At 71.2% G+C, this 24070-nt stretch carries 23 protein-coding genes; 12 read left to right on the top strand and 11 right to left on the bottom strand.

Features of this window, described 5'->3' with window-relative positions:
• Window positions 1-83 precede the first annotated feature (83 nt).
• The 5 genes from IE134_RS01170 to IE134_RS01150 all read left to right on the top strand — a co-directional run bounded on the left by IE134_RS01170 (window position 84) and on the right by IE134_RS01150 (window position 5870).
• Window positions 84-1667: an ABC transporter ATP-binding protein gene (locus tag IE134_RS01170; RefSeq protein ID WP_050513646.1), complete on the top strand. Its 1584-nt coding sequence runs from the start codon at window positions 84-86 to the stop codon at window positions 1665-1667.
• The gene (locus IE134_RS01165; RefSeq protein ID WP_030710972.1) at window positions 1664-2782 is read left to right on the top strand and encodes an ABC transporter permease; all 1119 of its coding nucleotides are present in this window, start codon (window positions 1664-1666) and stop codon (window positions 2780-2782) included. The genes IE134_RS01170 and IE134_RS01165 overlap by 4 nt, the downstream gene beginning before the upstream one ends.
• Window positions 2779-4044, top strand: coding sequence for an ABC transporter permease (locus IE134_RS01160; RefSeq protein ID WP_030710975.1), 1266 nt, complete (start codon window positions 2779-2781; stop codon window positions 4042-4044). Before IE134_RS01165 ends, IE134_RS01160 begins: the two co-directional genes overlap by 4 nt.
• Window positions 4041-4454 carry a cytidine deaminase gene (locus tag IE134_RS01155; protein WP_030710977.1) on the top strand — a complete coding sequence of 138 codons (414 nt, stop codon included), beginning with the start codon at window positions 4041-4043 and terminating at the stop codon, window positions 4452-4454. Before IE134_RS01160 ends, IE134_RS01155 begins: the two co-directional genes overlap by 4 nt.
• Window positions 4455-4592: 138 nt before the next feature.
• Window positions 4593-5870, top strand: coding sequence for a thymidine phosphorylase (locus IE134_RS01150; RefSeq protein WP_030711377.1), 1278 nt, complete (start codon window positions 4593-4595; stop codon window positions 5868-5870).
• Window positions 5871-5961: 91 nt separating this feature from the next.
• Here IE134_RS01150 and IE134_RS01145 read toward each other — a convergent pair whose 3' ends face one another.
• Window positions 5962-9264, bottom strand: a complete 3303-nt coding sequence (locus IE134_RS01145) for a S8 family peptidase (protein ID WP_098895080.1) — start codon at window positions 9262-9264, stop codon at window positions 5962-5964.
• A 241-nt stretch (window positions 9265-9505) separates the two neighbouring features.
• On the opposite strand from IE134_RS01145, the gene IE134_RS01140 reads away from it, so the two are divergent.
• Window positions 9506-9880 carry an STAS domain-containing protein gene (locus tag IE134_RS01140; RefSeq protein ID WP_030710981.1) on the top strand — a complete coding sequence of 125 codons (375 nt, stop codon included), beginning with the start codon at window positions 9506-9508 and terminating at the stop codon, window positions 9878-9880.
• An 82-nt stretch (window positions 9881-9962) separates the two neighbouring features.
• Here the strand turns inward: IE134_RS01140 and IE134_RS01135 are convergent, their stop codons facing one another.
• The 3 genes from IE134_RS01135 to IE134_RS01125 form a co-directional block, all read right to left on the bottom strand.
• The gene (locus IE134_RS01135) at window positions 9963-10991 is read right to left on the bottom strand and encodes a sigma-70 family RNA polymerase sigma factor (RefSeq protein WP_098018267.1); all 1029 of its coding nucleotides are present in this window, start codon (window positions 10989-10991) and stop codon (window positions 9963-9965) included.
• A 193-nt stretch (window positions 10992-11184) separates the two neighbouring features.
• Entirely contained in the window at window positions 11185-11901 is a 717-nt protein-coding gene (locus tag IE134_RS01130; protein WP_030710985.1) for a L,D-transpeptidase family protein, read from the bottom strand.
• 154 nt (window positions 11902-12055) lie between these two features.
• Complete coding sequence (locus tag IE134_RS01125; RefSeq protein WP_189429375.1) at window positions 12056-13363, bottom strand: MFS transporter; 1308 nt, start codon at window positions 13361-13363, stop codon at window positions 12056-12058.
• Between the two features lie 62 nt (window positions 13364-13425).
• Between IE134_RS01125 and IE134_RS01120 the strand changes: the two genes are divergently transcribed.
• Window positions 13426-14379, top strand: coding sequence for a LysR family transcriptional regulator (locus IE134_RS01120; protein ID WP_097882449.1), 954 nt, complete (start codon window positions 13426-13428; stop codon window positions 14377-14379).
• 72 nt (window positions 14380-14451) lie between these two features.
• Window positions 14452-15201, top strand: a complete 750-nt coding sequence (locus IE134_RS01115) for a hypothetical protein (protein WP_030710991.1) — start codon at window positions 14452-14454, stop codon at window positions 15199-15201.
• 25 nt (window positions 15202-15226) lie between these two features.
• Here IE134_RS01115 and IE134_RS01110 read toward each other — a convergent pair whose 3' ends face one another.
• Window positions 15227-15988, bottom strand: coding sequence for an alpha/beta fold hydrolase (locus IE134_RS01110; protein ID WP_078614365.1), 762 nt, complete (start codon window positions 15986-15988; stop codon window positions 15227-15229).
• Window positions 15989-16091: 103 nt separating this feature from the next.
• On the opposite strand from IE134_RS01110, the gene IE134_RS01105 reads away from it, so the two are divergent.
• Window positions 16092-17246: an adenosine deaminase gene (locus tag IE134_RS01105; protein ID WP_032783042.1), complete on the top strand. Its 1155-nt coding sequence runs from the start codon at window positions 16092-16094 to the stop codon at window positions 17244-17246.
• A 135-nt stretch (window positions 17247-17381) separates the two neighbouring features.
• Window positions 17382-17681 (top strand): hypothetical protein, encoded by a 300-nt coding sequence (locus tag IE134_RS01100; RefSeq protein ID WP_010058552.1) that lies wholly within the window; start codon window positions 17382-17384, stop codon window positions 17679-17681.
• Window positions 17682-17805: 124 nt separating this feature from the next.
• Here IE134_RS01100 and IE134_RS01095 read toward each other — a convergent pair whose 3' ends face one another.
• The 5 genes from IE134_RS01095 to afsQ1 all read right to left on the bottom strand — a co-directional run bounded on the left by IE134_RS01095 (window position 17806) and on the right by afsQ1 (window position 21605).
• On the bottom strand, window positions 17806-18012 hold the full coding sequence (locus IE134_RS01095) for a PspC domain-containing protein (protein WP_030576079.1): 207 nt from the start codon (window positions 18010-18012) through the stop codon (window positions 17806-17808).
• A gap of 94 nt (window positions 18013-18106) precedes the next feature.
• Complete coding sequence (locus IE134_RS01090) at window positions 18107-18679, bottom strand: VanZ family protein (RefSeq protein ID WP_098018274.1); 573 nt, start codon at window positions 18677-18679, stop codon at window positions 18107-18109.
• A gap of 87 nt (window positions 18680-18766) precedes the next feature.
• On the bottom strand, window positions 18767-19405 hold the full coding sequence (locus tag IE134_RS01085; RefSeq protein WP_189429373.1) for a GerMN domain-containing protein: 639 nt from the start codon (window positions 19403-19405) through the stop codon (window positions 18767-18769).
• Window positions 19402-20931, bottom strand: a complete 1530-nt coding sequence (locus tag IE134_RS01080) for an ATP-binding protein (RefSeq protein WP_030711001.1) — start codon at window positions 20929-20931, stop codon at window positions 19402-19404. The genes IE134_RS01085 and IE134_RS01080 overlap by 4 nt, the downstream gene beginning before the upstream one ends.
• On the bottom strand, window positions 20928-21605 hold the full coding sequence (afsQ1, locus tag IE134_RS01075; protein ID WP_006127084.1) for a two-component system response regulator AfsQ1: 678 nt from the start codon (window positions 21603-21605) through the stop codon (window positions 20928-20930). Before afsQ1 ends, IE134_RS01080 begins: the two co-directional genes overlap by 4 nt.
• 182 nt (window positions 21606-21787) lie before the next feature.
• Between afsQ1 and IE134_RS01070 the strand changes: the two genes are divergently transcribed.
• Window positions 21788-22579 carry a SigE family RNA polymerase sigma factor gene (locus tag IE134_RS01070; RefSeq protein ID WP_075264576.1) on the top strand — a complete coding sequence of 264 codons (792 nt, stop codon included), beginning with the start codon at window positions 21788-21790 and terminating at the stop codon, window positions 22577-22579.
• Window positions 22580-22851: 272 nt separating this feature from the next.
• Here the strand turns inward: IE134_RS01070 and IE134_RS01065 are convergent, their stop codons facing one another.
• Window positions 22852-23559, bottom strand: a complete 708-nt coding sequence (locus IE134_RS01065) for a hypothetical protein (RefSeq protein WP_030711005.1) — start codon at window positions 23557-23559, stop codon at window positions 22852-22854.
• A 63-nt stretch (window positions 23560-23622) separates the two neighbouring features.
• Here IE134_RS01065 and IE134_RS01060 point away from each other — a divergent pair, with 63 nt between their 5' ends.
• Window positions 23623-24045: a hypothetical protein gene (locus IE134_RS01060; RefSeq protein WP_030711008.1), complete on the top strand. Its 423-nt coding sequence runs from the start codon at window positions 23623-23625 to the stop codon at window positions 24043-24045.
• Window positions 24046-24070 lie beyond the last annotated feature (25 nt).

Raw genomic sequence — 24070 nt, 5'->3', positions numbered from 1 at the left:
GCGTGTAGACAGCCCTCCGGCGCGATAACTTCACCCCCGCCCCCCAGGGCCCCCGAGCCCCCCGAGCCCCTCCGCCCCCGCTCCTGTCCGGCCAAGGAGAGTGCGTCATCAACGCGTCCAGCAGCCCCCCTGCCGTAGAACTGCACGGCATCACCAAGCGCTTCCCCGGCGTCGTCGCCAACCACGACATCGACATCACCATCGGCAAGGGCACCGTGCACGCCCTCGTCGGGGAGAACGGCGCCGGCAAGTCCACCCTGATGAAGATCCTCTACGGCATGCAGAAGCCGGACGAGGGCACCATCGCGATCAACGGCGAGCAGGTCTCGTTCTCCAACCCGGGTGACGCCATCGAGCGCGGCATCGGCATGGTGCACCAGCACTTCATGCTCGCCGACAACTTCACCGTCCTGGAGAACGTCGTCCTCGGCGGCGAGAAGCTGTACGGCATCGGCTCCGGCGCCCGGAAGAAGATCAAGGAGATCTCCGACGCGTACGGCCTGGGCATCCGGCCCGACGCGCTCGTGGAGGACCTCGGGGTCGCCGACCGGCAGCGCGTGGAGATCCTCAAGGTCCTCTACCGGGGCGCCCGCATCCTCATCCTGGACGAGCCGACCGCGGTCCTCGTGCCGCAGGAGGTCGACGCGCTCTTCGCCAACCTGCGCGAGCTCAAGGCCGAGGGCCTGACCGTCATCTTCATCTCGCACAAGCTGGGCGAGGTGCTCTCGGTCGCCGACGACATCACCGTCATCCGCCGCGGCACGACCGTGGGCACCGCCGACCCGGCCTCCACCACGACCAAGCAGCTCGCCGAGCTGATGGTCGGCAGCGAGCTGCCCTCGCCGGAGACCCGCGAGTCCACCGTCACCGACGTACCGATGCTGCGGGTCCAGGATCTGAAGCTCACCGTCACCGACCCCGACGGCACCGTCCGCGACGTGCTCGCCGGCATCGACTTCACCATCCACCAGGGCGAGGTCCTGGGGATCGCGGGCGTCGAGGGCAACGGCCAGACCGAGCTCATCGAGGCCCTCATGGGCATGCGCGACCCGGACGCCGGGGTCATCACCCTCGGCACCGACGACATCTCGCACGCCCCGACCCGCAAGCGCCGCGAGTCCGGCATCGGCTACATCCCCGAGGACCGCCACCGCCACGGCGTCCTGCTGAACGCCCCGCTGTGGGAGAACCGCATCCTCGGCCACGTCACCGAGAAGCCCAACAGCCGCGGCTGGCTGCTGGACAACAAGGCGGCCCGGACCGACACCGAGCGCATCGTGCGCGAGTACGACGTCCGCACCCCCGGTATCGACGTCACCGCGGCCTCCCTCTCCGGCGGCAACCAGCAGAAGCTGATCGTCGGCCGCGAGATGAGCCACGCGCCCAAGTTCCTGATCGCCGCCCACCCCACCCGCGGGGTGGACGTCGGCGCGCAGGCCCAGATCTGGGACCAGATCCGCGAGGCCCGCCGCGAAGGGCTCGCCGTGCTGCTGATCTCGGCCGACCTGGACGAGCTGATCGGGCTCTCCGACACGCTGCGCGTCATGTACCGCGGCCGGCTGGTCGCCGACGCCGACCCGGCCACCATCACCCCGGAGGAACTGGGCTCGGCCATGACCGGCGCCGCCACCGGTCACCTCGAAGGCTCGGAGGACGAGGCCCGATGAAGAAATTCGACAAGGACCGGCTGATCCTGGGCTTCGCCGGCCCGGTGCTCGCCCTGGTCGTCGCCCTCGCGCTGACGACCGTGGTGCTGCTCGCCTCCGGGCAGAACCCCTTCGAGCCGTACCGGATCATGTTCGACTCGGCCTCCTACGCCGACGTGCAGGTCCTGATCATCAACCAGGCCGGTACGTACTACCTCGCCGCGCTCGCGGTGGCCGTCGGCTTCCGGATGAACCTCTTCAACATCGGGGTCGACGGGCAGTACCGCCTCGCCGCGATGATGGCCGCGCTGGTCGGCGCGAGCGTCGAGCTGCCGGGGCCGCTGCACATCGCGCTCATCGTGATCGTCGCGATGCTCGTGGGCGCGTTCTGGTCCGGTATCGCGGGCTTCCTCAAGACCACCCGCGGGGTGAGCGAGGTCGTCTCGACGATCATGCTCAACTCGATCGCCACCGCGCTCGTCGCCTGGCTGATCCTGCCGAAGAACTTCGGTGAGCAGCCCGCCGGCTCCAACAACCTGACCACCGGCGAGATCGCGGAGTCCGGCTGGTTCCCGGGGCTGCCGATGGCGGACGGGGCCGGGGAGATCTACGGCTTCACCTTCGTCGCCGCGGGCTGCGGCGTCCTCTACTGGTTCGCCCTCAACCGCACCCGGTTCGGCTTCGACCTGCGCGCCACCGGCGCCAGTGAGAGCGCCGCCCAGGCCTCCGGTGTGGACGCCAAGAAGATGGTCCTCACCTCGATGCTGATCTCCGGCGCGGTCGCGGGCCTCGCCGGCATGCCGACCCTGCTCGGCGACACGCACACCTACAGCCTCGACTTCCCCACGGGCATCGGCTTCACCGGCATCACCATCGCGCTGCTGGGCCGGAACAACCCGCTCGGCATCGCCCTCAGCGCCCTGCTGATCGCGTTCCTGGACAAGTCCTCGGCCTCGCTCGACCAGTACGGGTACGAGAAGGAGATCGCCACGATCATGCAGGGCCTGATCGTGATCTCGGTCGTCGTCTCCTACGAGCTGGTCCGCCGTTACGGCATCCGCCGCCAGCAGCAGAAGGTCGGCGAGGAGCTCGCCGCCGGACACGCCCTCACGACCGAGAAGGAGGCGGCCCTGTGAGCACCAGCAAAACCACCGCCGCACGCCCCGCCCCCCAGAAGGGCAACGGCCGCCGCAAGCTCACCCTGCCCGTCGTCCTGCTGATCGTCGCGGGCGGACTCGCCCTGATCTCGCTGGTCCGCCTCATCAGCGGCGCCGAGGACATCACCTCGGTCGGCCAGGTCGCCGGCGCCCTGGAACTCGCCGTGCCGATCGGCCTCGCCGGACTCGGCGGTCTGTGGGCCGAGCGCGCGGGCGTCATCAACATCGGCCTCGAAGGCATGATGATCCTCGGCACCTGGTTCGGCGCCTGGGCCGGGTTCCAGTGGGGCCCGTGGATGGGTGTCCTCTTCGGGATCCTCGGCGGCTGCATCGGCGGTCTGCTGCACGCGGTCATCACCGTCACCTTCGGCGTGAACCACATCGTCTCCGGTGTGGCCATCAACATCCTCGCCGTCGGCGTCACCCGCTACCTGTCCAACTTCGCCTTCGACGGCATCCAGGGCGGCTCCTCCAAGCAGTCCCCGCGCATCGACCCGATCGACAAGATCACCATTCCGGGGCTCTCGGACTGGCTCGCGGACCTCCAGCAGCACCACTGGTTCCTGATCTCCGACATCGCGGGCATCATCGGCGGCCTCATCACCGGCCTGTCCCTGCTCACCGTCGTCGCCCTGCTGCTGATCCCCGCCACCTGGTGGATCCTGTGGCGCACCCCGTTCGGGCTGCGGCTGCGCTCCTGCGGCGAGTCCCCGGTGGCCGCCGAGACCCTCGGCGTGAACGTGTACAAGTACAAGTACATCGCCGTCACGGTCTCCGGCGGTCTGGCGGGCCTCGGCGGCGCGTTCCTCGCGATCGTCGCCACCGGCATCTACCAGGAGGGCCAGACCGGCGGCCGCGGCTACATCGGTCTCGCCGCGATGATCTTCGGCAACTGGATGCCGGGCGGTATGGCGCTGGGCGCGGGCCTCTTCGGCTTCACCGACAGCCTCAAGCTGCGCGGCGGCGCCGAGAACGTCCACGCGATGCTGCTCCTGCTGGCGATCCTGCTGGTCATCGCGGTGTTCTGGCAGCTGTACAAGAAGAAGTACGTCTCCGCCGCGGTCGCCGCGGTCGTCTCCGCGCTGCTGTTCACCTGGTACTTCCTGACCGACCAGGTGCCGAGCCAGTTCGTCGACGCCGCGCCGTACGTCACCACGCTGCTGGTCCTCTCACTCTCCGCGCAACGCCTGCGGATGCCGAAGGCCAACGGTGTGCCGTACCGCAAGGGCGAGGGCAAGTGACACCCCCGCCCGCCCCGGCCTTCGGCGAGGCCGACTGGGACGCCCTGCGGGAGGCCGCCCGGGACGCCATGTCCCGGGCGTACGCCCCCTACTCGGGCTTCCCGGTCGGTGTCGCCGCCCGGGTGGACGACGGCCGCACCATCACCGGCTGCAACGTGGAGAACGCCAGCTACGGCCTCTCGCTCTGCGCCGAGTGCGGTCTGGTCTCCACGCTCCACGCCACCGGCGGCGGCCGGCTGACCCACTTCAGCTGCGTGGACGGCACCGGGGCGATCCTGGTGCCGTGCGGCCGGTGCCGGCAGCTCCTGTACGAGTTCGGCGGCCCGGAGCTCCTCCTGGAAACGCCGGACGGCATCCGTACGCTCGACGAGATGCTGCCGCAGTCGTTCGGCCCGCAGCACCTCGGCTGAGGCCGGCAGTACCTCGGCTGAACCCCGTATCTCCCGGCGGTGGCCCTTCCCTTCCCGGAAGGGCCACCGCTCTTCCCCCTCTCTATGCGCGTAGAGTCAACGAGGACTCTTACGCACGCACCGGCCGGAAGGACTCCCATGGACGCCATCTCCGTCATCCGCACCAAGCGGGACCGAGGCGAGCTGACCCCCGAGCAGATCGACTGGGTCATCGACGCCTACACCCGCGGCGAGGTCGCCGACGAGCAGATGTCCGCCCTCGCCATGGCGATCCTGCTCAACGGCATGAACCGGACCGAGATCGCCCGCTGGACCGCCGCGATGATCGCCTCGGGCGAGCGGATGAACTTCGACGCGCTCTCCCGCCCCACCACCGACAAGCACTCCACCGGTGGCGTCGGCGACAAGATCACCCTGCCGCTCGCCCCGCTGGTCGCCGCCTGCGGCGCGGCCGTGCCGCAGCTCAGCGGCCGGGGCCTCGGCCACACCGGCGGCACCCTGGACAAGCTGGAGTCCATCCCCGGCTGGCGGGCGCACCTCTCCAACGCGGAGATGCTGAACGTCCTCGACACCACCGGCGCGGTCATCTGCGCCGCCGGTGACGGCCTCGCCCCCGCCGACAAGAAGCTGTACGCGCTGCGCGATGTCACCGGCACCGTCGAGGCCATCCCGCTGATCGCCAGCTCGATCATGTCCAAGAAGATCGCCGAGGGCACCGGCGCGCTCGTCCTGGACGTCAAGGTCGGCTCCGGCGCCTTCATGAAGACCATCGAGGACGCCCGCGAACTGGCCTCCACCATGGTCGCGCTCGGCACCGACAGCGGCGTGCGCACGGTCGCCCTGCTCACCGACATGTCGACCCCGCTCGGCCTCACCGCGGGCAACGCCCTGGAGGTCCGCGAGTCCGTCGAGGTCCTCGCCGGCGGCGGCCCCCAGGACGTCATCGACCTGACCCTCGCCCTCGCCCGCGAGATGCTGGACGCGGCGGGCCTCAAGGACGCCGACCCCGAGAAGGCCCTGGCCGACGGCTCCGCGATGGACGTCTGGCGCCGCATGATCTCCGCCCAGGGCGGCGACCCGGACGCCACGCTCCCCACCGCCCGCGAACAGCACGTGATCACCGCCCCCGCCTCCGGCGTCCTCACCCGCCTGGACGCCTACGACGTCGGCGTCGCCGCCTGGCGCCTCGGCGCGGGCCGCGCCCGCAAGGAGGACCCGGTGCAGGCGGGCGCGGGCGTCGAACTGCACGCCAAGCCCGGCGACACGGTCACCGAGGGCCAGCCGCTGATGACGCTGCACACGGACACCCCGGAGAAGTTCGACTACGCGCTGAAGGCCCTGCCGGAGTCGTACGACATCGCCCCGGCCGGCACGTCGTTCTCTCCGCTGCCGGTGGTGCGGGAACGTATCGCCTGACGGCTCAGGACACACAGGCGGCCCGCCGCACGGATGCTCTCCGTGCGGCGGGCCGCCGTCGTGCGTGGGGTGAACTACCCGCGAGCGCCCGTCACTTGCCCAGGTAAGCGCTGTAGATCTTCACCGACGAGGTGTTGCCCTTCTTGTCGGTGACCTTGGCGGCGAAGGAGATCGCCTTGTTCTTCGCCGGGTTCTTGACGGTGATCTTCCCCTTCTTCACCGTGACCTTCTTCCAGGTCTTGCCGCCGTTGTAACTGACGTACGTCTTCAGCGACTTCAGGTTCTTGCCCGCGGCCGCGCCGTGCACCTTCACCGGCACCGAGACGGTCTTGCCCGCCTTGGCCCGGCCGTCGGTGCCGATGGCCGGGGTGAACCGGACCGTGGAGACCGGGAGCATCGTGAACTCGGCCTTCTTCGACGAGAACGTCCAGGACGCGTCCACCCGGGTGGAGAGCGGGCTGATCTTCGCGCTGTGCTTGACCGAGGTCGACAGCTTGTAGGCCGCGGATCCGGCCGGGACCTTGAAGCCCTCGCCGCCGCTCAGCGGGTCGTTGTTCTGGCCGAACTTCTTGCCGTTGCGGTACAGGACCGTCTTGGCCGACGAGAGCTCCATGGAGCCCGCGTTGCCCTGGCCGTCCGCCAGGAGCGGGAGGTAACCCCTGATCTCGTTGCCCTCACGGGTGACGCCGAAGTCGTCGTTCACCAGCGGCTGGAACACCCCGGTGTTCACGGACTTGCTGTAGGACTTGCCCGCCTTGTACGCCGCTTCGGGGCCGACGAAGTAGTTCGCCTCGTACGTCGGGAAGCCGTCCGCGTCGACCGGGCCCATCTGGCTGAAGTCGAAGGACCAGGTCACCTTGTCGGCGGTGGAGAGGTACAGCGTCCGGGTGCCGGGCAGCTTCTGCTCGATCGAGGCGGCCACGCCGCCGTTCGCCGAGGGCAGGAAGCCCCAGGCGGCGAGCGCGCCCTTCTTCTTCGGGGCGGCCGCGCCCATCGTGAACTTCACCTTGGCCAGCTGGCCGGTGGTGAACTTCCGGTCGTAGCCGGTCGCGAGCTGCTTGACCTTGCCGCCGACCGCGATGTCGTACTCGGTCGACGCACCCTTGGTCCACATGCCCGACCAGTGCTGGGCGAGCGAGCCGTCCGTGATCTGCGGACCCACGTGGAGCGTGCGGAAGTAGGCCGGGGAGTCCATCATCCAGCCGAAGGAGACCGCGTCGCTCTTCGATTCCACCGAGTAGTCCGGCGCGAACAGCTGGCCCTTCGCCTTGGCGTCCGGCAGCGTGATCTTCACCGGCTTCGCCTTGCGGGCGTCGAACGTCAGCGAGATGTTCTTGGTGACCGCGACCTTCGGCTGGGCGATCCAGTCGGCGCCCTTGGTGAAGTCCTCCGGGTCGCCGTAGACCGTGGAGTTGACCACGTACGTGCCCTTCGGCACCCGGATCTTCGCCGTCCCGTTCACGACCTGCGGGCTCAGGAACGAGCCGCCGACCTTGTCGTTGAAGCCGTAGAGCGTGCTGTCCGCGTAGGCCGCCGGGAGGCCCTTCCGGTCCAGGTGCTTGACGGTGAGGTCGTAGCTCTCGACCTCCCGCTCGACGGCTGCTGCCGTGCGCACGGTCTGTCCGCCGCCCGTCGCCACCACGTACGCGGAGTAGGTGCCGTCCGCCGTGCCGCCGATGCGGGTGTCGGCGGTCAGCGTCGCCTCGGCGGTGCCGCCCGCGGGAACGGTGATCTTGTCCGCGCCGAGCGTGAAGAAGCCCGCCGGGGCCGGCTTGCCCGCCGGGCCCGTGCCGGTCACCTTCAGGTCGAGGGTGACATCGGTCGTACCGAGGTTGCGGTACGTCACCTTCTTGCCGACCGGTACGTCATCGGTGTGCGGCCACTGCTGCACGCCGAAGCTCACCGAGACCGGCTCCGCCACGACGCTCTGGGCGATCGCGCGGTCCACCTGGATCCGGCCGGAGCCCTGCTGGAACGGGTTGTACGCCCCGGGCTTCGTGGACGCGGTCAGCGCGCCCTTCAGCTCGCCGTACTTCCAGTCGGGGTGCTGCTGCTTGAGCAGCGCGGCCGCGCCCGCGACATGCGGGGTGGCCATCGACGTACCCGAGATGGTGGCGTAACCGGCGGGCTTCTCGCCCACCTCCTGGGCGATCAGCGAACCGGGCGGGATGGCCGCCGTGGTGTCCACGCCGGGAGCCGTCACATCCGGCTTGATCGCACCGTCGCCGATCCGCGGGCCGCGGCTGGAGAAGTCCGCCAGCAGGTCCTTGTCGTCGACCGCGCCCACGGTCAGCGCAGCGTCCGCGCTGCCCGGCGAACCGACCGTGCCCGCGTCGTCGCCCTCGTTGCCCGCGGCGATCGCGAACAGCACGCCCTTGTCGGCCGACAGCTTGTCGACCGCCGCCTCCAGCGGGTCCACCTCGGGGCTGTCGGGCCCGCCGAGGCTCAGGTTGACGATGTCGGCGCCCTGGGCGACCGCCCACTCCATACCGGCCAGGATGCCGGAGTCATCGCCGTAGCCCTCGTCGTCCAGCACCTTGCCCGAGAGCAGCTTGGCGTCCGGGGCCACGCCCTTGAGCTTGCCGCCCGACTTCGCACCGGTGCCCGCCGCGATCGAGGCGACGTGCGTCCCGTGGCCGACCCGGTCCTTCGTGTCCTTCGCGGCGCTGAAGTTCTTCTCCGCGAGGATCTGGCCCTTGAGGTCGGGGTGGGTGGAGTCCGTCCCGGTGTCCAGGACCGCGATCTTGACGCCCTTGCCGGTGAACCCGGCCTTCCAGGCCGCCGGGGCGCCGATCTGCGGGACGCTCTTGTCGAGGCTCGCCTTCCGTACGCCGTCCAGCCAGACCCGGTCGATACCGGCGGCGGTGGTCACCCGGTCGCCCCCGGCGCGACGCTCGGTGAGCGCCTTCCAGATCTCCGGTGCGTCGGTCGTCGGCGTCGTCACCGACTCGGCGTTCAGCGACCTCAGGCTCCGGCCGACCTCGGTGCCGCCCGCGTCGCGGACCTGCGCCTTCGCGGTGGCGGCCTGCTTGCCCCGGTAGCCGACGATCAGCTTCAGACCGTCCCGCTGGGCCCGGAGGTTCTCCGGCCGGCTCAGTTCGGTGACGTCGAACAGCCGCCGGTCGAGCTTGCCGGAGACGATCAGCCGGTGGGCGTCGGCCGGAATGACGAGGGTGTGCCCCTGGTCGCTCATCCGCTGGACCGGGATGTGCTCCCGGCCCTTCGCGGGCCGGAAGGCGACCGGCTTGCCCTGGGCGTCCACGGTGACCCGGTCACCGGTGACGAGGGTCAGCTGACGCGTCTCCCGGTCCTGCGCCTGCGCCCGGGTGCCGGCCGCCCCCTTCGGGTCCGGCTGGGCGACGGCGGGGCTGACCATGCCGGCCGCCAGCGCCACTGCGGCCGCTGTGGCGACCGCGGGTATGCACGCGTTTCTCACGTGTCTGCGCAACTCTCCCCCTGGAGAACTCGATGGTTCCTCAACCCGTCGGCCCGCAGATACGCAGAAGAGACGGCTGCGGCCGTCGGTTCACCCGACTAGAGGGGACACCGGGGAGATTGGTTCACAGGAGGGACACAAGAAGTCATGGGTTGACGCGAAAAGGCTCCTCCGCGGCGCGATGACACCCAGGGGGCCGATGAATTTCGCCCGCCGGTCCGGTCTGCCTGGTGTGGATGCCGAAAATCCGATCACCCTGACCGTGACCGGCCGGGTCAGCCGTGCCGTCGTCCCCGACCTCTGCGCCGAGCTGGAGCGCGCCCTCGCCGGTCCCCGCGGCGCCGCCCTCACCCCGGGCGCGGCGGTGGACTGCGATGTGGGCGGCATGATCCGGCCGGATCTGACCGCCGTCGAGGCGGTGGCCCGGCTGGGCCTCGTCGCCCGCCGGGCCGGACACACCCTGCGGCTGCGGCGGGTGCCCCCCGAACTCCGGGCGCTGCTGGACCTGGTGGGGCTGGCCGATGTGGTGACCCTGGAAGAGGGCCCGGAGGAACGCGTGCCGGGGCTGTACTGACGGACGCGGGGTGGGTCTGACGTACGCGGGTGGGGAGGCAGGCGCCGTACGCGTCTGCCTCCCCACCCGTCCGTCTACGCCCCTACGCGTCCGCCGGGAGCCGGTCCGGCAGCCCGAACAGCGGGAACCAGCGCGGGACATCCAGGAAGCAGTGCATCCCGGTGATCGCCCCGTCCTGGACGTCGATGACCTGGACCGCCCACGGCACGAACCCGGACCCGTCCTCGGCGGGCTTGTAGTGCGCGAAGGCGGGGGAGCCGTTGGCCGACACGGGCACCAGCTTGGAGCCCGCGCAGGCCGCGCCGATGGAGGTCATGAAGCCCGTGATGTCCCCGGTGCCCTGGAGCCACAGGTCGAACGGCGGCATCGTCATCACCGCGTCCTCGTGGAGCAGCGCGGTCAGGGCGGCCATGTCGTATCCCTCGAACGCCTTCACATAGCGCTCCAGGAGCTTCTGCTGCTCCTCGTCGAGCGGGTCCGCCGCATCGCCCGCCAGGCCCTCCGTCTCGGTCAGCGTGGCGCGGGCCCGCTGCAGGGCGCTGTTGACCGAGGCCACGGAGGTCTCCAGCAGCTCGGCGACCTCGGCGGCCTTCCAGGCGAGGACCTCGCGCAGGATCAGCACGGCCCGCTGCTTCGGCGGCAGGTGCTGGAGGGCGGCGACGAACGCCAGGCGCACCGACTCGCGCGCCACGGCCGCCTCCGCCGGGTCCTGGACCGACGGCAGGATCCGGCCGTCGGGCATCGGCTCCAGCCAGACGTTCTCCGGGCGGGGGCTCAGCGCGGCCTGGGCGAGCGGGGTCGGGCCGGTCAGATCGACCGGGCGGGCCCGCTTGTTGCCCGCGTTCAGCATGTCCAGGCAGACGTTGGTGGCGATCCGGTAGAGCCAGGAGCGCAGCGAGGAGCGGCCCTCGAACTTGTCGAAGTTGCGCCAGGCCCGGACCAGGGTGTCCTGCACCGCGTCCTCGGCCTCGAAGGCGGATCCGAGCATCCGGTAGCAGTACCCCGTCAGCTCGACCCGGTGCCCTTCCAGACGGCTGTCGATCCCGGCGGCATCCGGCTTCCCGGCGTCCGCCGCCGCTCCCGCGGCCGTCGTCGTGGTCAGATCGCTCATCGCTCCACCCCTGTCGCGCGCCCTCGCGCTGTGGCATCCGTCACCCGGTACGTCGGAAGCTACCGCAGGCCACTGACAGTCGGGGCCGGAAAACGAACAAGGGGTACCGGAGGCCGTGGCTCCGGCCACGATCCGTCCGGCACCCCTCAGGAGATCCGTCCGGCACCCCTCAAGGATGCGCCCAGCGCCTCGCTCAGGTCCCGGGCTTGCGCCCGTACACGTACACGTCGTCGCCGTTCTTCAGCAGTTTCCAGTATGCCTTCGCGTCGGCGGGCCGCATGTTGACGCAGCCGCCGGAGCCCGGCGGGTTGTACATGGACTTGGTGACCGAGTGGAACGCCTGGCCGCCGTCGAAGAACTGGGAGTACGGCATCCACACCTTGTAGATCGTCGACCAGTGCTTGATGCTCCGCCAGTAGACCTTCTTGGCCCCGGTCCGGGTCTCCGCGCCGTCCCGGCCGGTCCGCACCGGCACCGGACCGTACTTCAGCTTCTTGCCGTCCTGGATCCAGCTCAGTTGCCGGGTCAGGTCGACACAGGCGATGCGCCCCTTGTTGGTGGGGCACTTCCCCGCCTTGTTGGGGTTCTTCCCGGCCGCCTTCTGGGCGAGCATCGTGTTCATCGTGCGCCAGGTCAGCGGACCGGCGTAGCCGATGGTGGGGGTGATGCCGTGGGCCTTCTGGAACTTCTGGATCGCCTTGCAGTCGGCCGTCGACTGCTTGCCGTCCACGGGCCGCTTGAGGAACTTCTCGACCTGCTTCTGGTGGGGCCCCACCGACTTCGTGCAGGACGCCGCGTGGGCGGCGGTGCCGCTGCCCAGGACCAGGGCCGGAGCGGCCACCAGCCCGGCGACGGACAGCGCCACCCCGCGTCGCAGCCGTCTGCCGGATGTCTTCGCCATGTCTCCCATGCGGCAACTCCCCTTCGCCCACAGTGGTTTTGTGGTTACGCCTGGTAGACGTGCGAGGGGGAGCGGTGGTTGCGCGCGGGTATGTCTCGGTTGCGTCCCGGTCCGGCATAGCCGGGATGACGGCCTCCGGTCCTGCGGATGCGCCCGGGGCCGCTCAGCGGGTCGCCGGAACCAGCGCCCGCCGCTCCGCCCGCGCCACCCGGGTCCCGTACAGGGTGATCGAGACGACGCCGAGGACCGCGAGCAGGCCCAGTGCCACCGTCGCCGCCCAGCCCCCGGCGTGGAAGGCGACCGCGCCCAGCGTGCCGCCCGCGCTGGAGCCCAGGTAGTACGCCGACTGGTAGAGCGCCGACGCCTGCGCCCGGCCCTCCGTCGCCGTCCGGCTCACCGAGGACGAGGCGACCGCGTGCCCGGCGAAGAAGCCGGCCGTGATCAGCACCAGGCCCAGCAGCACGGCGGCCAGCTGGTCCGCGAGCGACAGCAGCAGCCCGGCGGCCGTGGTGGACACCGCCAGGTAGAGCGCGCCCCGGCGGCCGAGACGGGCCACCAGACGTCCGGCGGCGGCGGAGGAGACCGTCCCCACCAGGTAGACGAGGAAGATCGAGCCGATGACGCCCTGCGGCAGGCTGAACGGCTCCTCGACCAGCCGGTAGCCGATCACCGTGTAGACCGCGCCGAACACCGTCATGAACAGCGCGCCGATCGCGTACAGCCGGACCAGCAGCGGGTTGCCCAGGTGGGTGACGACGGTCTTCGCCAGGGCCTTCGGGTTCAGCGAACCGGGGCGGAAGTTCTTCGCCTTCGGGATGAGGAAGTGGAAGGCGACGGCGCACGCCAGCGCGAGCAGGCCGACCGCCGCGAGCGCGGCGCGCCAGCCCCAGGCCTGGGCGACCCAGCCGGTGAGGATGCGGCCGCTCATCCCGCCGATGCTGTTGCCCGCCACGAACAGCCCGATCGCCGCGATCAGCGCCTTGGGCCGCACCTCCTCCGCGAGGTACGCCATCGCGGATGCCGGAAGTCCGGCCAGCGCCGCACCCTGGACGGCGCGCAGCGCGATCAGCGCGCCCATCGACGGGGCGAACGGCACCAGCAGCCCGACCAGGACCGCGACGGCCAGCGACGCCGTCATCATCTGCCGCCGCCCGAACCGCTCGGAGAGCGCGCTCAGCGGCAGCACGAACAGGGCCAGCGCCCCGGTCGCCGCCGAGACCGTCCAGCTCGCCTGTCCGGCGGTGGCGTCGAACGACGCGGAGACGGCGGGCAGCAGGGCCTGGGTGGAGTAGAGGAGGGCGAACGCCGCGACACCGGCGGCGAAGAGGGCGAAGCTCATCCGGCGGTAGCCGGGGCGGCCGGGCTCCAGGCGCTCATGGGTGGAGGCCGGTGCGGCGGTGGTGGTGACGGGGGACGACGGGGCAGAGGCACCCACCACGACGGTGGATGCCCCGGTATCGGCGGGAGGCATACGTCGAAAGTAGACCCGCAGGTTTCATGCGTCCAATGCACGAAACTGCCATAATCAATCCCATGGTGCATGAACCCAGCTCAGGGCCTCGGCTGTCACCAAGCAGTTACGAAGAAGACATCCGGGCCGTGCTCGCGCCCCGCCTCGCGTACTTCGAGGCGGTCGCCCGCCACGAGCATGTGACCCGCGCCGCACACGAGCTGGGCGTGCCGCAGTCCACGCTCTCGCGGGCCATGGTCCGCCTCGAAGCGGACCTGGGCGTCGCCCTGTTCGCCCGCAAGGGCCGCACGGTCTCGCTCACCCCGGCGGGCCGCACCTTCCTCGGCTCGGCCGAACGCGCCCTGGCCGAGGTGGAGAAGGCCGCCGACTCGGTCCGGGCGGACGCCGACCCGACGGCGGGCCGGGTCTCCTTCGGCTTCCTGCACACCATGGGCTCCGAGACCGTGCCCGCCCTGATCCGCGCCTTCCGGGTCGACCACCCGAAGGTCCGCTTCCAGCTCGTGCAGAACTACGGCGAGGCCATGATCGAACGGCTCCGCGCGGGCGGCCTCGACCTCTGCCTCACCTCGCCCGTGCCCGACGCCCCCGACCTGGTCACCCGCCGCCTCGACGAACAGCGGCTGCGCCTGGTGGTCCCCGACGACCACCGCCTCGCCTCCCGCCGCCGGATCCGCCTCGCGGAGGCCGCCGACGAGACGTTCGTGACGCTGGAGCCGGGGTACGGGCTCCGCCGGATCACCGACGACCTGTGCGCCGAGGCGGGCTTCACCCCGCGCGTCGCCTTCGAGGGCGAGGAGGCGGAGACCCTGCGCGGGCTGGTCGCGGCCGGTCTCGGGGTGGCGCTGCTGCCGCCGCCCGCCGTCGCCCGCCCCGGGGTCGTCGAACTGACGGTGACGGCCCCGCGCGCGGCCCGCGAGATCGGCGTCGCCTGGCTGGACGGACACCCCGACACCCCGCCGGTCGCCGCCTTCAAACGCTTCCTGCTCTCGCGGCGGGGGAACCTGCTGCCGGACTGAGGGGGAAGGGCGAGGCCGAGGGGAACGGGTGCCGGAAGCGGATGAGGGGAACGGGCGAGCGAGAATGGCCCGGTGCACCAGTCCCCCTCTCCCTGGCCTCAGCAGCAGCCGCCCGGGCTCCCGAGTCTCAAGGGCGTCATCTTCGCGTCCGTCGTCGGCTCGGTGCTGGTGCTCGCCGCCGCCGTCCTGTTCGCGCTGCTGCCCGGGGCGCTCTCCGAGGCCGCCGACTTCCGGGCCGCGCGACCGTGCTCGGAGGTCTCCGCGCCCGAGAACGGCGACTGCCTCTCCGAGTGGCCCGCCACCGTCGTCTCCACCGGGACCGGCCGGTCGAACAAGGCCGTCACCCACTGGGTCACGGTCGATCTCAGCCCCGAGGAACCGTCGTTCCGGATGCGGATGCGGGGCGACGGTCCGGTGTGGAGGGAACTCGCGCCCGGCGACCGGGTCACCGTGTTCGCCTGGCGCGACCTGGTGTGGCAGCTGGGCAGCGGCGAGCTGCGCCAGGACACCACCCGGACGCCGGACCGCGAGCCCACCGTCCTACTGGCCGTGGGGCTCACCCTGTTGGTGGTCGGGGCCGTCTTCCTGCGGGGAGCGGGGTGGCTGCACCGTCGCCGCGCGACGCGCGCCACGGACACCCCCACGGCACAGGTCGTCGTGGTGATGGCGGCGACCCTGGTGGCGGCCGCCGGCGCCGCCATCGCCGCCACCGTCACGGACACCGTGTGGCTCGTCCTGCTGCTGGCCGCCGCTGGATGCGCGGCTGTGTGGGCGGCCACCGTGTTGCTGCTCCGGGTGCTCACACGGCGGCGGATGGCCTGACGCCAGCTCCGGCCTGGCGCTCGCCTCAGTGCCGCAACGACCGCCCGAACCCGGCGGCCAGCGGCATCCGCAGCCCCAGCGGCGGCGGTGCGGCGAGCGCGTCCGCGACCGGGCGGGCGTAGGACCGGGCGAAGAGCGAGCCGCGGACGAAGTCGGCGGACAGCGCGACCACTTCGGAGCGGTGCTGGCGCAACGCGTGCCCGTCGGAGTGGACTTCGAAGCGGCAGGTGTCCCGGTTGGCCTTCTTCGCCCGCTCGGCCAGCCGGTAGGACAGCTCCGGGTCGGTGCGCTCGTCGTTGGTGCCGTGCACGATCAGCACCCGCCGCCCCATCAACTGCTTCACCGGCTCCGGTTCGGCCGCCGTCCGCTCCGGCAGCCAGGGGGCCATCGCCAGGACGGAGGTGACCGCACCGTGTCCGGCGGCCCGCAACGCGGCCCGCCCGCCCACCCCGTGGCCGACCAGGCATACCGGGACGTCGCCGTAGAGCCGCTGGACCTCGTCGGCCGCCCACGCGGCGTCCTCGGCGGGATGCGCGTCGTCCGCGTTCCAGCCCCGGCAGCGGTAGCGCAGCACGTGCACCGCGAGCCCGTCGCCCTCCCCGGCGCGGGCCAGGGCGCGGGCGAACGGCAGTTGTATCGCGTACGAGAGGGCGGAGGGACGGCGGTGCGAGTCGGCCTCGCCGTCCGGGAGCAGCAGAACCACGCCGCTGACCTCGTCGGTTGCTCCGGCCGTCCGAACGGCCCGTCCCAGCCTGGCTGCGGGCAGGGGGAGTGCGCGCTGTCCCATGACAGAACAGTCTCAGAAGAGCAGGTGTACTCCACCCGACTTTCCGGTCACTGTTACGCATCGACAACCGGCGCTCTACGCGCGTAGGCGCTAGAGTGCGAAGATGACGAGCCAGACCCCGAATGTCCCTGATTCCGACCAGATCCGGCGCGCCCCCAAGGTGCTGCTCCACGACCACCTCGACGGCGGCCTGCGGCCGGGCACCATCGTCGAGCTGGCCCGCGCGCAGGGTTACGACTCCCTCCCCGAGACCGAGCCCGACAAGCTCGGCATCTGGTTCCGCGAGGCCGCCGACTCCGGCTCGCTGCCCCGGTATCTGGAGACCTTCGCCCACACCTGCGCCGTCATGCAGACCCGTGACGCGCTGTTCCGGGTGGCCGCCGAGTGCGCCGAGGACCTCGCCGAGGACGGTGTCGTCTACGCCGAGATCCGCTACGCCCCCGAGCAGCACCTGGAGGGCGGTCTGACCCTCGAAGAGGTCGTCGAGGCCGTCAACGAGGGCTTCCGCGAGGGTGAGCGCATCGCCCGCTCCAACGGCCACCGCATCCGCGTCGGCGCCCTCCTGACCGCGATGCGGCACGCCGCCCGCGCCCTGGAGATCGCCGAGCTGGCCAACAGCTACCGCGACCAGGGCGTCGTCGGCTTCGACATCGCGGGCGCCGAGGCCGGCTTCCCGCCCACCCGCCACCTCGACGCGTTCGAGTACCTCAAGCGCGAGAACAACCACTTCACGATCCACGCGGGCGAGGCCTTCGGCCTGCCGTCGATCTGGCAGGCCCTCCAGTGGTGCGGCGCCGACCGGCTCGGCCACGGGGTGCGGATCATCGACGACATCGAGGTCGCCGAGGACGGCTCGGTCTCCCTCGGCCGCCTCGCCTCCTACGTGCGGGACAAGCGCATCCCGCTGGAGATGTGCCCGACCTCCAACCTCCAGACCGGCGCCGCCGACTCGTACGCCGGGCACCCCATCGGACTGCTGCGCAAGCTGCACTTCCGCATCACGGTGAACACGGACAACCGGCTGATGAGCGGGACCAGCATGAGCCAGGAATTCGAGCATCTGACCGAGACCTTCGGATACACGCTCGACGACATGCAGTGGTTCACAGTCAATGCGATGAAATCAGCTTTCATTCCTTTCGACGAACGTCTCGCGATGATCAGTGACGTCATCAAGCCCGGATACGCCGAGCTGAAGTCGGAGTGGCTTTTCCGTCAGACCGCTGTGACCAGCAGTTCTATGGTCTCCGGGAGCTGAGGGGCGCATCAGGTGAAAGGGTCGGGAAGCAGCTTCCCGGCCCTTTTTCCGCGTGTCGGGATGTTTGCGGATCGGGCGGCGGGCTGGCTAGTTTGCAGAGCCGCTCACATCCCCTTCCCCAAGGATGAATTCTCCATGAAGAAGTCTGCCAAGACTCTCGGTGTCGCCGCTCTCGGTGCCGCTTTCGCCGCTGCTGCCGCCGGCAGCGCCTCCGCCGCTCCCGCGCTGCCGCTGGACGCCGCGGCCGGGGCGCTCCCCGTCTCGACGATGGCGCTGGACACCGTCGCGCAGTCGGTCCAGAACGCGCCGGTCCAGGACACCGTCGGCAAGGTCCTCGGCGGCCAGGCCACCGACGCGGCCGCCCCGGTCACCGGTCTGCTCGGCGGACTGCCCACCCAGGGCCTCACCGCCAACGGGATCCCGCTCGGCGGCTGATTCCCACCCGCGCGCCGGGATCCGGCGCGCACCCGCACATGCCGGTGGGGCGCACACCCTGGTCCAGGGTGTGCGCCCCACGGCGCGTTCTCGTCCGGCTTCTCGCTCCCCGTGGTCCGGCGCGTCACCAGGCCGTCGCGGAAGAGGCGGACTTCTCCGAGGGCAGCAGCGCCCACAGCGCCAGGTAGAGCAGGAACTGCGGACCGGGCAGCAGGCAGGACACGACGAAGATCACGCGCATCGTGCTCGCCGACGTACCGAAGCGCCGGGCGAGGCCCGCGCACACTCCGCCGATCATGCGGCCTTCGCGGGGGCGGACAAGTGCGGCCATGGTGGGCTCCTTCGCGAACCGTAGCGGGAGGAGCAGCTTTCTCTGCTCCCCGATGTATCCATGGTGCCGCCGCGAAGGGGGACAAAGCATCGCTCTACGGGGCGAGACCGACCCCGGTAATCGTCGGGGTCGATCCCTGAGGGGCCTCGTCCCTGAGTCGGGCCTCGTGGCGGTGGCGGGGCAGGTCCCGCACCCCCGGCAGCCCCCGGCGGCGCAGCCGCGCCCGGCAGACCGGCACGACCAGCAGATGGGCCAGGACCACCCCGGTGGTGTTCAGCAGCAGCGAGTCGATGTCGACGACCTGCCCCGGCACCCCGGTCTGCCCCAGCTCGATGGCCAGCGAGATCAGCGCCCCGGCGGCGACGGTACGCAGCAGCGAGACCCAGGGGGAGACGAAGATCCGGCCCCCGGCCATCGGCAGCAGCACCCCGAGCGGGGCCAGCAGCACCAGCGCCCCGCCGATCCGGCGGGCCGCCTCGGCCGGTCCCAGCGCGAGGTCCGCCCTGATCCCGGCGAGCGGCTCGAAATTCGCCGCAGTGATCCAGGGGACGTCCAGCGGGCGCAGCGTCAGCCACCCGACGAACAGGAGATGTGCGATCAGGAGGGTGATGCCCGCCGCGCGGAAGTGGATGACGGTCTGGCCGTCCGAACTGTGACGCACGCCCACCAAGACGCCACGACCGGCAGGATCGGTTCCGTACGGTCGAGGCCGGCTGCGGACGGACGCTCACCGCCCCGCCCGGCGGGACCCGCGTCAGTCCAGCCGGAGCGCGTCCGGCGTGGCCAGATCCCCCGGCCGGGACTTCGTCTGCGAGGTGCACAGGTAGCCGCGCGGCGGGTAGTCCCCGGGCCCGCCCAGTACCACCGAACCGTCCCGGACCAGCGACTCGCTCTCCGCGTACGTGCACACCAGCTGGGCCAGCGCCTCCTCCGACAGGTCCTCCGGCTGGCTGCTCAGCCGCAGGGTGCCCGCCGGATCGCCGCTCCGGGACGGATCCACCCGCAGCCCCGCCGGAACCGCCGTGGTGAACCCGGCCCTCCGCTCGCCCGCGGACGGCGCCTGCTGGATCTCGTTCAGCAGAGCGCGGGCCACCTCCACCGGCTCGGCGCCGACCGCGTCCGCCGGCATCGGGCGGTCCACGGTGACCAGCTGCGAGGCGCACACCAGATACACCTCGGCGCTCACACTGTCCTGCGACCGGGTGGCCATGTCGGAGGCGGAGAGCCGGCACGGCACCCGGGAGGGCGCGGCCCCCGCGTCCACCGGCACCGACGTCGTCCGGATCCCGCACCCGGAGACCAGCGCCGCGACCGCCAGCAGGCCCGCCAGGGAGACCGCCGAACGCCCCCGCAGCGCGCTCCGCCTCCGGTACGTGACATCGCCGCGCTTCACGTCGCCCCGTCCTCGCCCGGTGCGCCCGCGCCCGGTTCGTCGTTCCGTACGATCCTCTCGGCGTCACGCGGCAGCCGCAGCGTGAACACGGCGCCGCCGTCCGGGGAGTTCGCCGCCGAGATGTCACCGCCGTGGATGTGCGCGTTCTCCATGGCGATGGAGAGGCCGAGCCCGCTGCCCTCCGACCGCGGGCGGGAGGCGCTCGCCTTGTAGAACCGGTCGAAGACATGCGGCAGCACGTCCTCGGGGATGCCCGGACCGTGGTCCCGTACCTCGATGACCAGCTCCTCGCCCTCGGTCCGCACCCGTACGCCCACCGGCGAACCGCCGTGCTTGAGGGCGTTGCCGATCAGGTTGGCCAGGATCACGTCCAGCCGGCGCGGATCGAGCCGGGCCATCATGCCGCGCTCCGCGTCCAGGTGCACCGCGTCCAGCCACGCCCGCGCGTCGATGCACGCGGTCACCTGGTCGGCCACGTCGACGTCGTCCAGGACGAGCCGGGCCGTGCCCGCGTCGAAGCGGGTCACCTCCATCAGGTTCTCCACCAGGTCGTTGAGCCGCCGGGTCTCGCTGACCACCAGATGCACGGCGGGCGCGATCATCGGATCGAGGGTGTCCGCCTCGTCCTCCAGCACTTCGGCCACCGCGGTGATCGCGGTCAGCGGCGTGCGCAGCTCGTGCGACATGTCGGCGACGAACCGGCGGCTCGCCTCCTCCCGCGCGCTCATGTCCGCGACCTTCTTCTCCAGCGAGCTCGCCGTCCGGTTGAACGTACGGGAGAGATCGGCCAGTTCGTCCGTGCCGGAGACCACGAGCCGGGTGTCGAGCTTGCCCTCGCCGAGCTTGCGGGCCGCGTCACCGAGCCGCTGCACCGGGCGCAGCACCGTCGTCGCGGCCGCCTGTGCGAGCAGCGCCGAGCCGACCAGCGCGAGGGCGGTGGCGATCCCCAGCGACCAGGCCAGCGAGTTGAGGTCCTGCCGCTCCTGGTCGAGGGACTTGAGCATGTAACCGGTCGGGCCGCCGCCGATGATCCGCGTACCGGCGACGAGATACGGGGTCCCCGCGATGCTCGTACGCTGCCAGAACAGGTGGTACTCGTGCTCGTTGCTCGACGTCAGCGGCTGCTTGCGGGCCACCTGCTGCTGCAGCGAGTCCGGCACGTGGGCGCGGGTGAAGGTGTCCAGGTCGGAGTAGCCCACGATCGGCTTGCCGCGCTCGCGCTCGGCCTCCAGCAGCACGCTGTAGCCCGGGCTGCTGGACGCCATCTCCCCGGCCGCCCGCTGGAGGTCGTCCTTGGTGGGCCGCGTCGGCAGCGCCGCCGCCGTCTCCTGCATCTGCCGCCGGAAGTCGTCGAGCGCGGTGTCCTGCGTACGGGTCAGCACGGCCTCGCGGTTGAGCCAGTACGCGATGCCCGAGGCGGACGCCGCGGCCACCAGCGCCACCAGCGCGAACACCACGACGAGCCGCATGCGCAGACTGGTCCAGCGCAGCCCCGCACGCAGGGACCGCTTGGCGGTCTCGGTCACTGAGGCGAGTCCAGCCGGTAGCCCACGCCCCGCACCGTACGGATCAGGGTCGGCGAGGACGGCACGTCCTCCACCTTCGCGCGCAGCCGCTGCACACAGGCGTCCACCAGACGGGAGTCGCCCAGGTAGTCGTGCTCCCACACCAGCCGCAGCAACTGCTGCCGGGACAGAGCCTGTCCGGGCCGGCGGCTCAGCTCCAGCAGGAGCCGCAGCTCGGTCGGCGTGAGCTGCAGATCCTCCCCGTCCTTGGTGACGGTCATGGCGGAGCGGTCGATCACCACGTTGCCGAAGGTCGCCGAGTCGGTCGACTCGCGTTCCCCGCGGCGCAGCACCGCCCGGATCCGGGCGTCCAGCACCCGGCCCTGGACGGGTTTCACCACATAGTCGTCCGCGCCGGACTCCAGTCCCACCACGACGTCGATGTCGTCGCTGCGCGCGGTCAGCAGAATGATCGGCAGCTGGTCGGTGCGGCGGATCCGCCGGCACACCTCGAAACCGTCGATCCCGGGCAGCATCACATCCAGCACGACCAGGTCGGGCCGCTGCTCGCGCAGCAGCTCCAGGCCGTCCTCTCCCGTCGCCGCGGTGGCCACACGGTGGCCCTGGCGTGACAGCGAGAGTTCGAGGGCCGTGCGGATGGCGTCGTCGTCCTCGATCAGCAACAGGAAAGGCACGAGCGTCATTCTGGCCCATGGTGGCGCTTCAGTTCGACCTGTGGTCCCGTCCGATTGTCCGGGCACGGCCGCAACTGCCCCTGTGACAGGCCTGTGACAGTCGGGGGACAGCGCCATGAAACTGCCCCGGCAAGCTCTTGGGCAGCAAGGAACGAACGGACTCCACCGATAGGGGGCGCGAGATGAACGCACTGCACAGCACCAGCTCAAGCGCAGTTGTCACGCGCCTCCACGACATCGGCCGGGGCAGCGAGAAGTCCGGTGTGACGAACGTACGGGGGTGTGTTCGGAGCGCCGGGCGTCAGCATCTGCCGTCGCAGTCGACCGCGGAGCAGCCGCGTTCGATGTACATGACGGTGGTTGACGCACCCACGGGGGATGTGGGGGGCAACGGGGGAAGCGCGTACGGGAAGGCCACGGGGGATCGCACCACGGGGGCGGAGAACGCGGACGCCGAAGCGGCGTTCACGGCCTACGTCCAGGAGCGACGGGCCTCCCTGTACGCGACCGCCTACCACCTGACCGGTGACCGGTTCGAGGCCGAGGACCTGCTGCAGAGCGCCCTCTTCTCGACGTACCGGGCCTGGGACCGGATCAGCGACAAGGCGGCCGTCGGCGGCTATCTGCGCCGCACCATGACCAACCTGCACATCAGCGCCTGGCGCAGGCGCAAGCTCAACGAATACCCGACCGAGGAGCTGCCGGAGACGGTGGGCGACACGGACGCGATGCGCGGCACGGAGCTGCGAGCGGTGCTGTGGCAGGCGCTCGCCCGGCTGCCCGAGCTCCAGCGCACGATGCTGGTCCTGCGGTACTACGAGGGCCGCACCGACCCGGAGATCGCGTCCATCCTCGACATCAGTGTCGGCACGGTGAAGTCGAGCATCTGGCGCTCCCTGCGCCGGCTGCGCGAGGACGAGGTCCTCAGCTTCGGACGTGACGAGCAGGAGTCCTTCGGCGAGCTGGTGGCCTGAGGCAGGGCCCTCCGCTTCGGGGGAGGCGGGGGCCACGGGGGTACGGGGGAACACGGGGGAGCAGGAAAACGGGGACCGAGGGGACCCGGGGGAGTACGGGGAAAGGCCCATCGCTTCGGGGGAGGCGCGGGCCACGGGGGAAACGGGAAAAGCAGCGGGGTCGTACGGGCCGGGGGGTCCTGTACGGCCCCGCTGTCATGCCGGGCTGCGCTTTCAGCCCCTCATTCAGCCCCTCCGGCGTTGAGGAGCGGGGTCCGGGGCGGAGCCCCGGCCTACACCGTCCGCCCCGCCGGCGCACCCCGGTGGCACCGCCCCGCCGCCGCGGCGGCGAACCGCCCCAGCGCCTCCTCCTTGCCGCACGGATACGCCCCCAGCGCCGTCTGACGGGCCACGATGCGCCGCTCGGCCCGCATCAGCCGCCAGCCGCGCCGCAGCAGGAACGGGACCGACTTGCGGCCCTCGCGCAGGTCCCGCAGCAGGCGGCGGCGGAAGGTCGTGGTCGGGCGGCCGCGCAGGCAGAGCGCGTCCGCGAGCAGGCCTGTTTCCTGGCAGCGTTCCACGATGTCCGCCGCGAAGATGCCCTCCGCCACGAACAGCGGCGAGCGCTCGATGTGGAAGGTCTCGTGTCCCGTACGGGAGCTGGTCGCGATGTCGTACACCGGAACGTCCGTACGGCCTCGCCGGCACAGCTCGGCGATCGCGGCCACCGCCGCGTCCGCGTCCCAGGACCCGGCGGAGTCCCAGTCGATGTCCGTCGAGCCGGGGACCCGGGGCAGCGTCGGGTCGTCGTACTCCTTGTAGAAGTCGTCGAGGCGCAGCACCGGAAGGCCGGTGCGGGCGGCGAGGACGGACTTGCCGGAGCCGGAGGGGCCCGCGAGCAGCACGACGCGGGTCGGGATCGGTTGGGAACTCACAGAACAGAAGTGTGAGGCATTGACCCGCGCAGGGGACCCCTCGGGCCTCCTGTTGGTATCCAGCATCACACCTCAACTACTCTGCGCGTACGGACGATTACCCGACCAGGCTCGATCAGGTGGAAAAACATGGCACTTCATGCACGTAAGCCCGAACGTCGCGTCCTGCTGCGCGCCGGTCTGACCTTCACCGCGCTGGGGGCCGCGCTGGGGGCCGGTGCGGGCTCCGCACAGGCCGCCCCCCAGCTGCCTCCGGTCGCGGAGATCCCCGAGCAGGGCGTCGCCGCCGTCGAGGCGGTCACCGAGACGGCCGGACCTGCGGTGACCAGCGCGCTCGGCACCTCGGTGGCCAGCAGCCTGGCCCCGATCACCGACCTTCAGCTGCACCCGCTGGCCAACACCGGCGTGGACCCGCTGGACAACGCCGTGGGCACCCAGATCGCCGACTTCAAGCCGGTGACCACCGCCATCGTCACCGACCCGATCACCAGCGGCGGTTCGCTGAGCGACCTGCCCGTGGTGGGTTCGGTGACCAAGCTCGTCACCGGCTGACGCACGCGGACACGGACACGGCGAA

It is taken from the genome of Streptomyces rubiginosohelvolus, from assembly GCF_014649875.1.
Taxonomy (GTDB): Bacteria; Actinomycetota; Actinomycetes; order Streptomycetales; family Streptomycetaceae; genus Streptomyces; species Streptomyces rubiginosohelvolus.
This window is presented reverse-complemented; position numbering and strand designations above follow the sequence as displayed.

What these genes read in the sequence shown, in the direction of transcription:
- IE134_RS01110 (WP_078614365.1), bottom strand. Translation starts at nt 15,988, where the DNA reads ATGGGACAGCGCGCACTCCCCCTGCCCGCAGCCAGGCTGGGACGGGCC.
- IE134_RS01105 (WP_032783042.1), top strand. Translation starts at nt 16,092, where the DNA reads ATGACGAGCCAGACCCCGAATGTCCCTGATTCCGACCAGATCCGGCGC.
- IE134_RS01125 (WP_189429375.1), bottom strand. Translation starts at nt 13,363, where the DNA reads ATGCCTCCCGCCGATACCGGGGCATCCACCGTCGTGGTGGGTGCCTCT.
- IE134_RS01070 (WP_075264576.1), top strand. Translation starts at nt 21,788, where the DNA reads ATGAACGCACTGCACAGCACCAGCTCAAGCGCAGTTGTCACGCGCCTC.
- IE134_RS01060 (WP_030711008.1), top strand. Translation starts at nt 23,623, where the DNA reads ATGGCACTTCATGCACGTAAGCCCGAACGTCGCGTCCTGCTGCGCGCC.
- IE134_RS01135 (WP_098018267.1), bottom strand. Translation starts at nt 10,991, where the DNA reads ATGAGCGATCTGACCACGACGACGGCCGCGGGAGCGGCGGCGGACGCC.
- IE134_RS01140 (WP_030710981.1), top strand. Translation starts at nt 9,506, where the DNA reads ATGAATTTCGCCCGCCGGTCCGGTCTGCCTGGTGTGGATGCCGAAAAT.
- IE134_RS01095 (WP_030576079.1), bottom strand. Translation starts at nt 18,012, where the DNA reads ATGGCCGCACTTGTCCGCCCCCGCGAAGGCCGCATGATCGGCGGAGTG.
- IE134_RS01100 (WP_010058552.1), top strand. Translation starts at nt 17,382, where the DNA reads ATGAAGAAGTCTGCCAAGACTCTCGGTGTCGCCGCTCTCGGTGCCGCT.
- IE134_RS01120 (WP_097882449.1), top strand. Translation starts at nt 13,426, where the DNA reads ATGGTGCATGAACCCAGCTCAGGGCCTCGGCTGTCACCAAGCAGTTAC.
- IE134_RS01165 (WP_030710972.1), top strand. Translation starts at nt 1,664, where the DNA reads ATGAAGAAATTCGACAAGGACCGGCTGATCCTGGGCTTCGCCGGCCCG.
- IE134_RS01065 (WP_030711005.1), bottom strand. Translation starts at nt 23,559, where the DNA reads ATGCTGGATACCAACAGGAGGCCCGAGGGGTCCCCTGCGCGGGTCAAT.
- IE134_RS01150 (WP_030711377.1), top strand. Translation starts at nt 4,593, where the DNA reads ATGGACGCCATCTCCGTCATCCGCACCAAGCGGGACCGAGGCGAGCTG.
- IE134_RS01130 (WP_030710985.1), bottom strand. Translation starts at nt 11,901, where the DNA reads ATGGGAGACATGGCGAAGACATCCGGCAGACGGCTGCGACGCGGGGTG.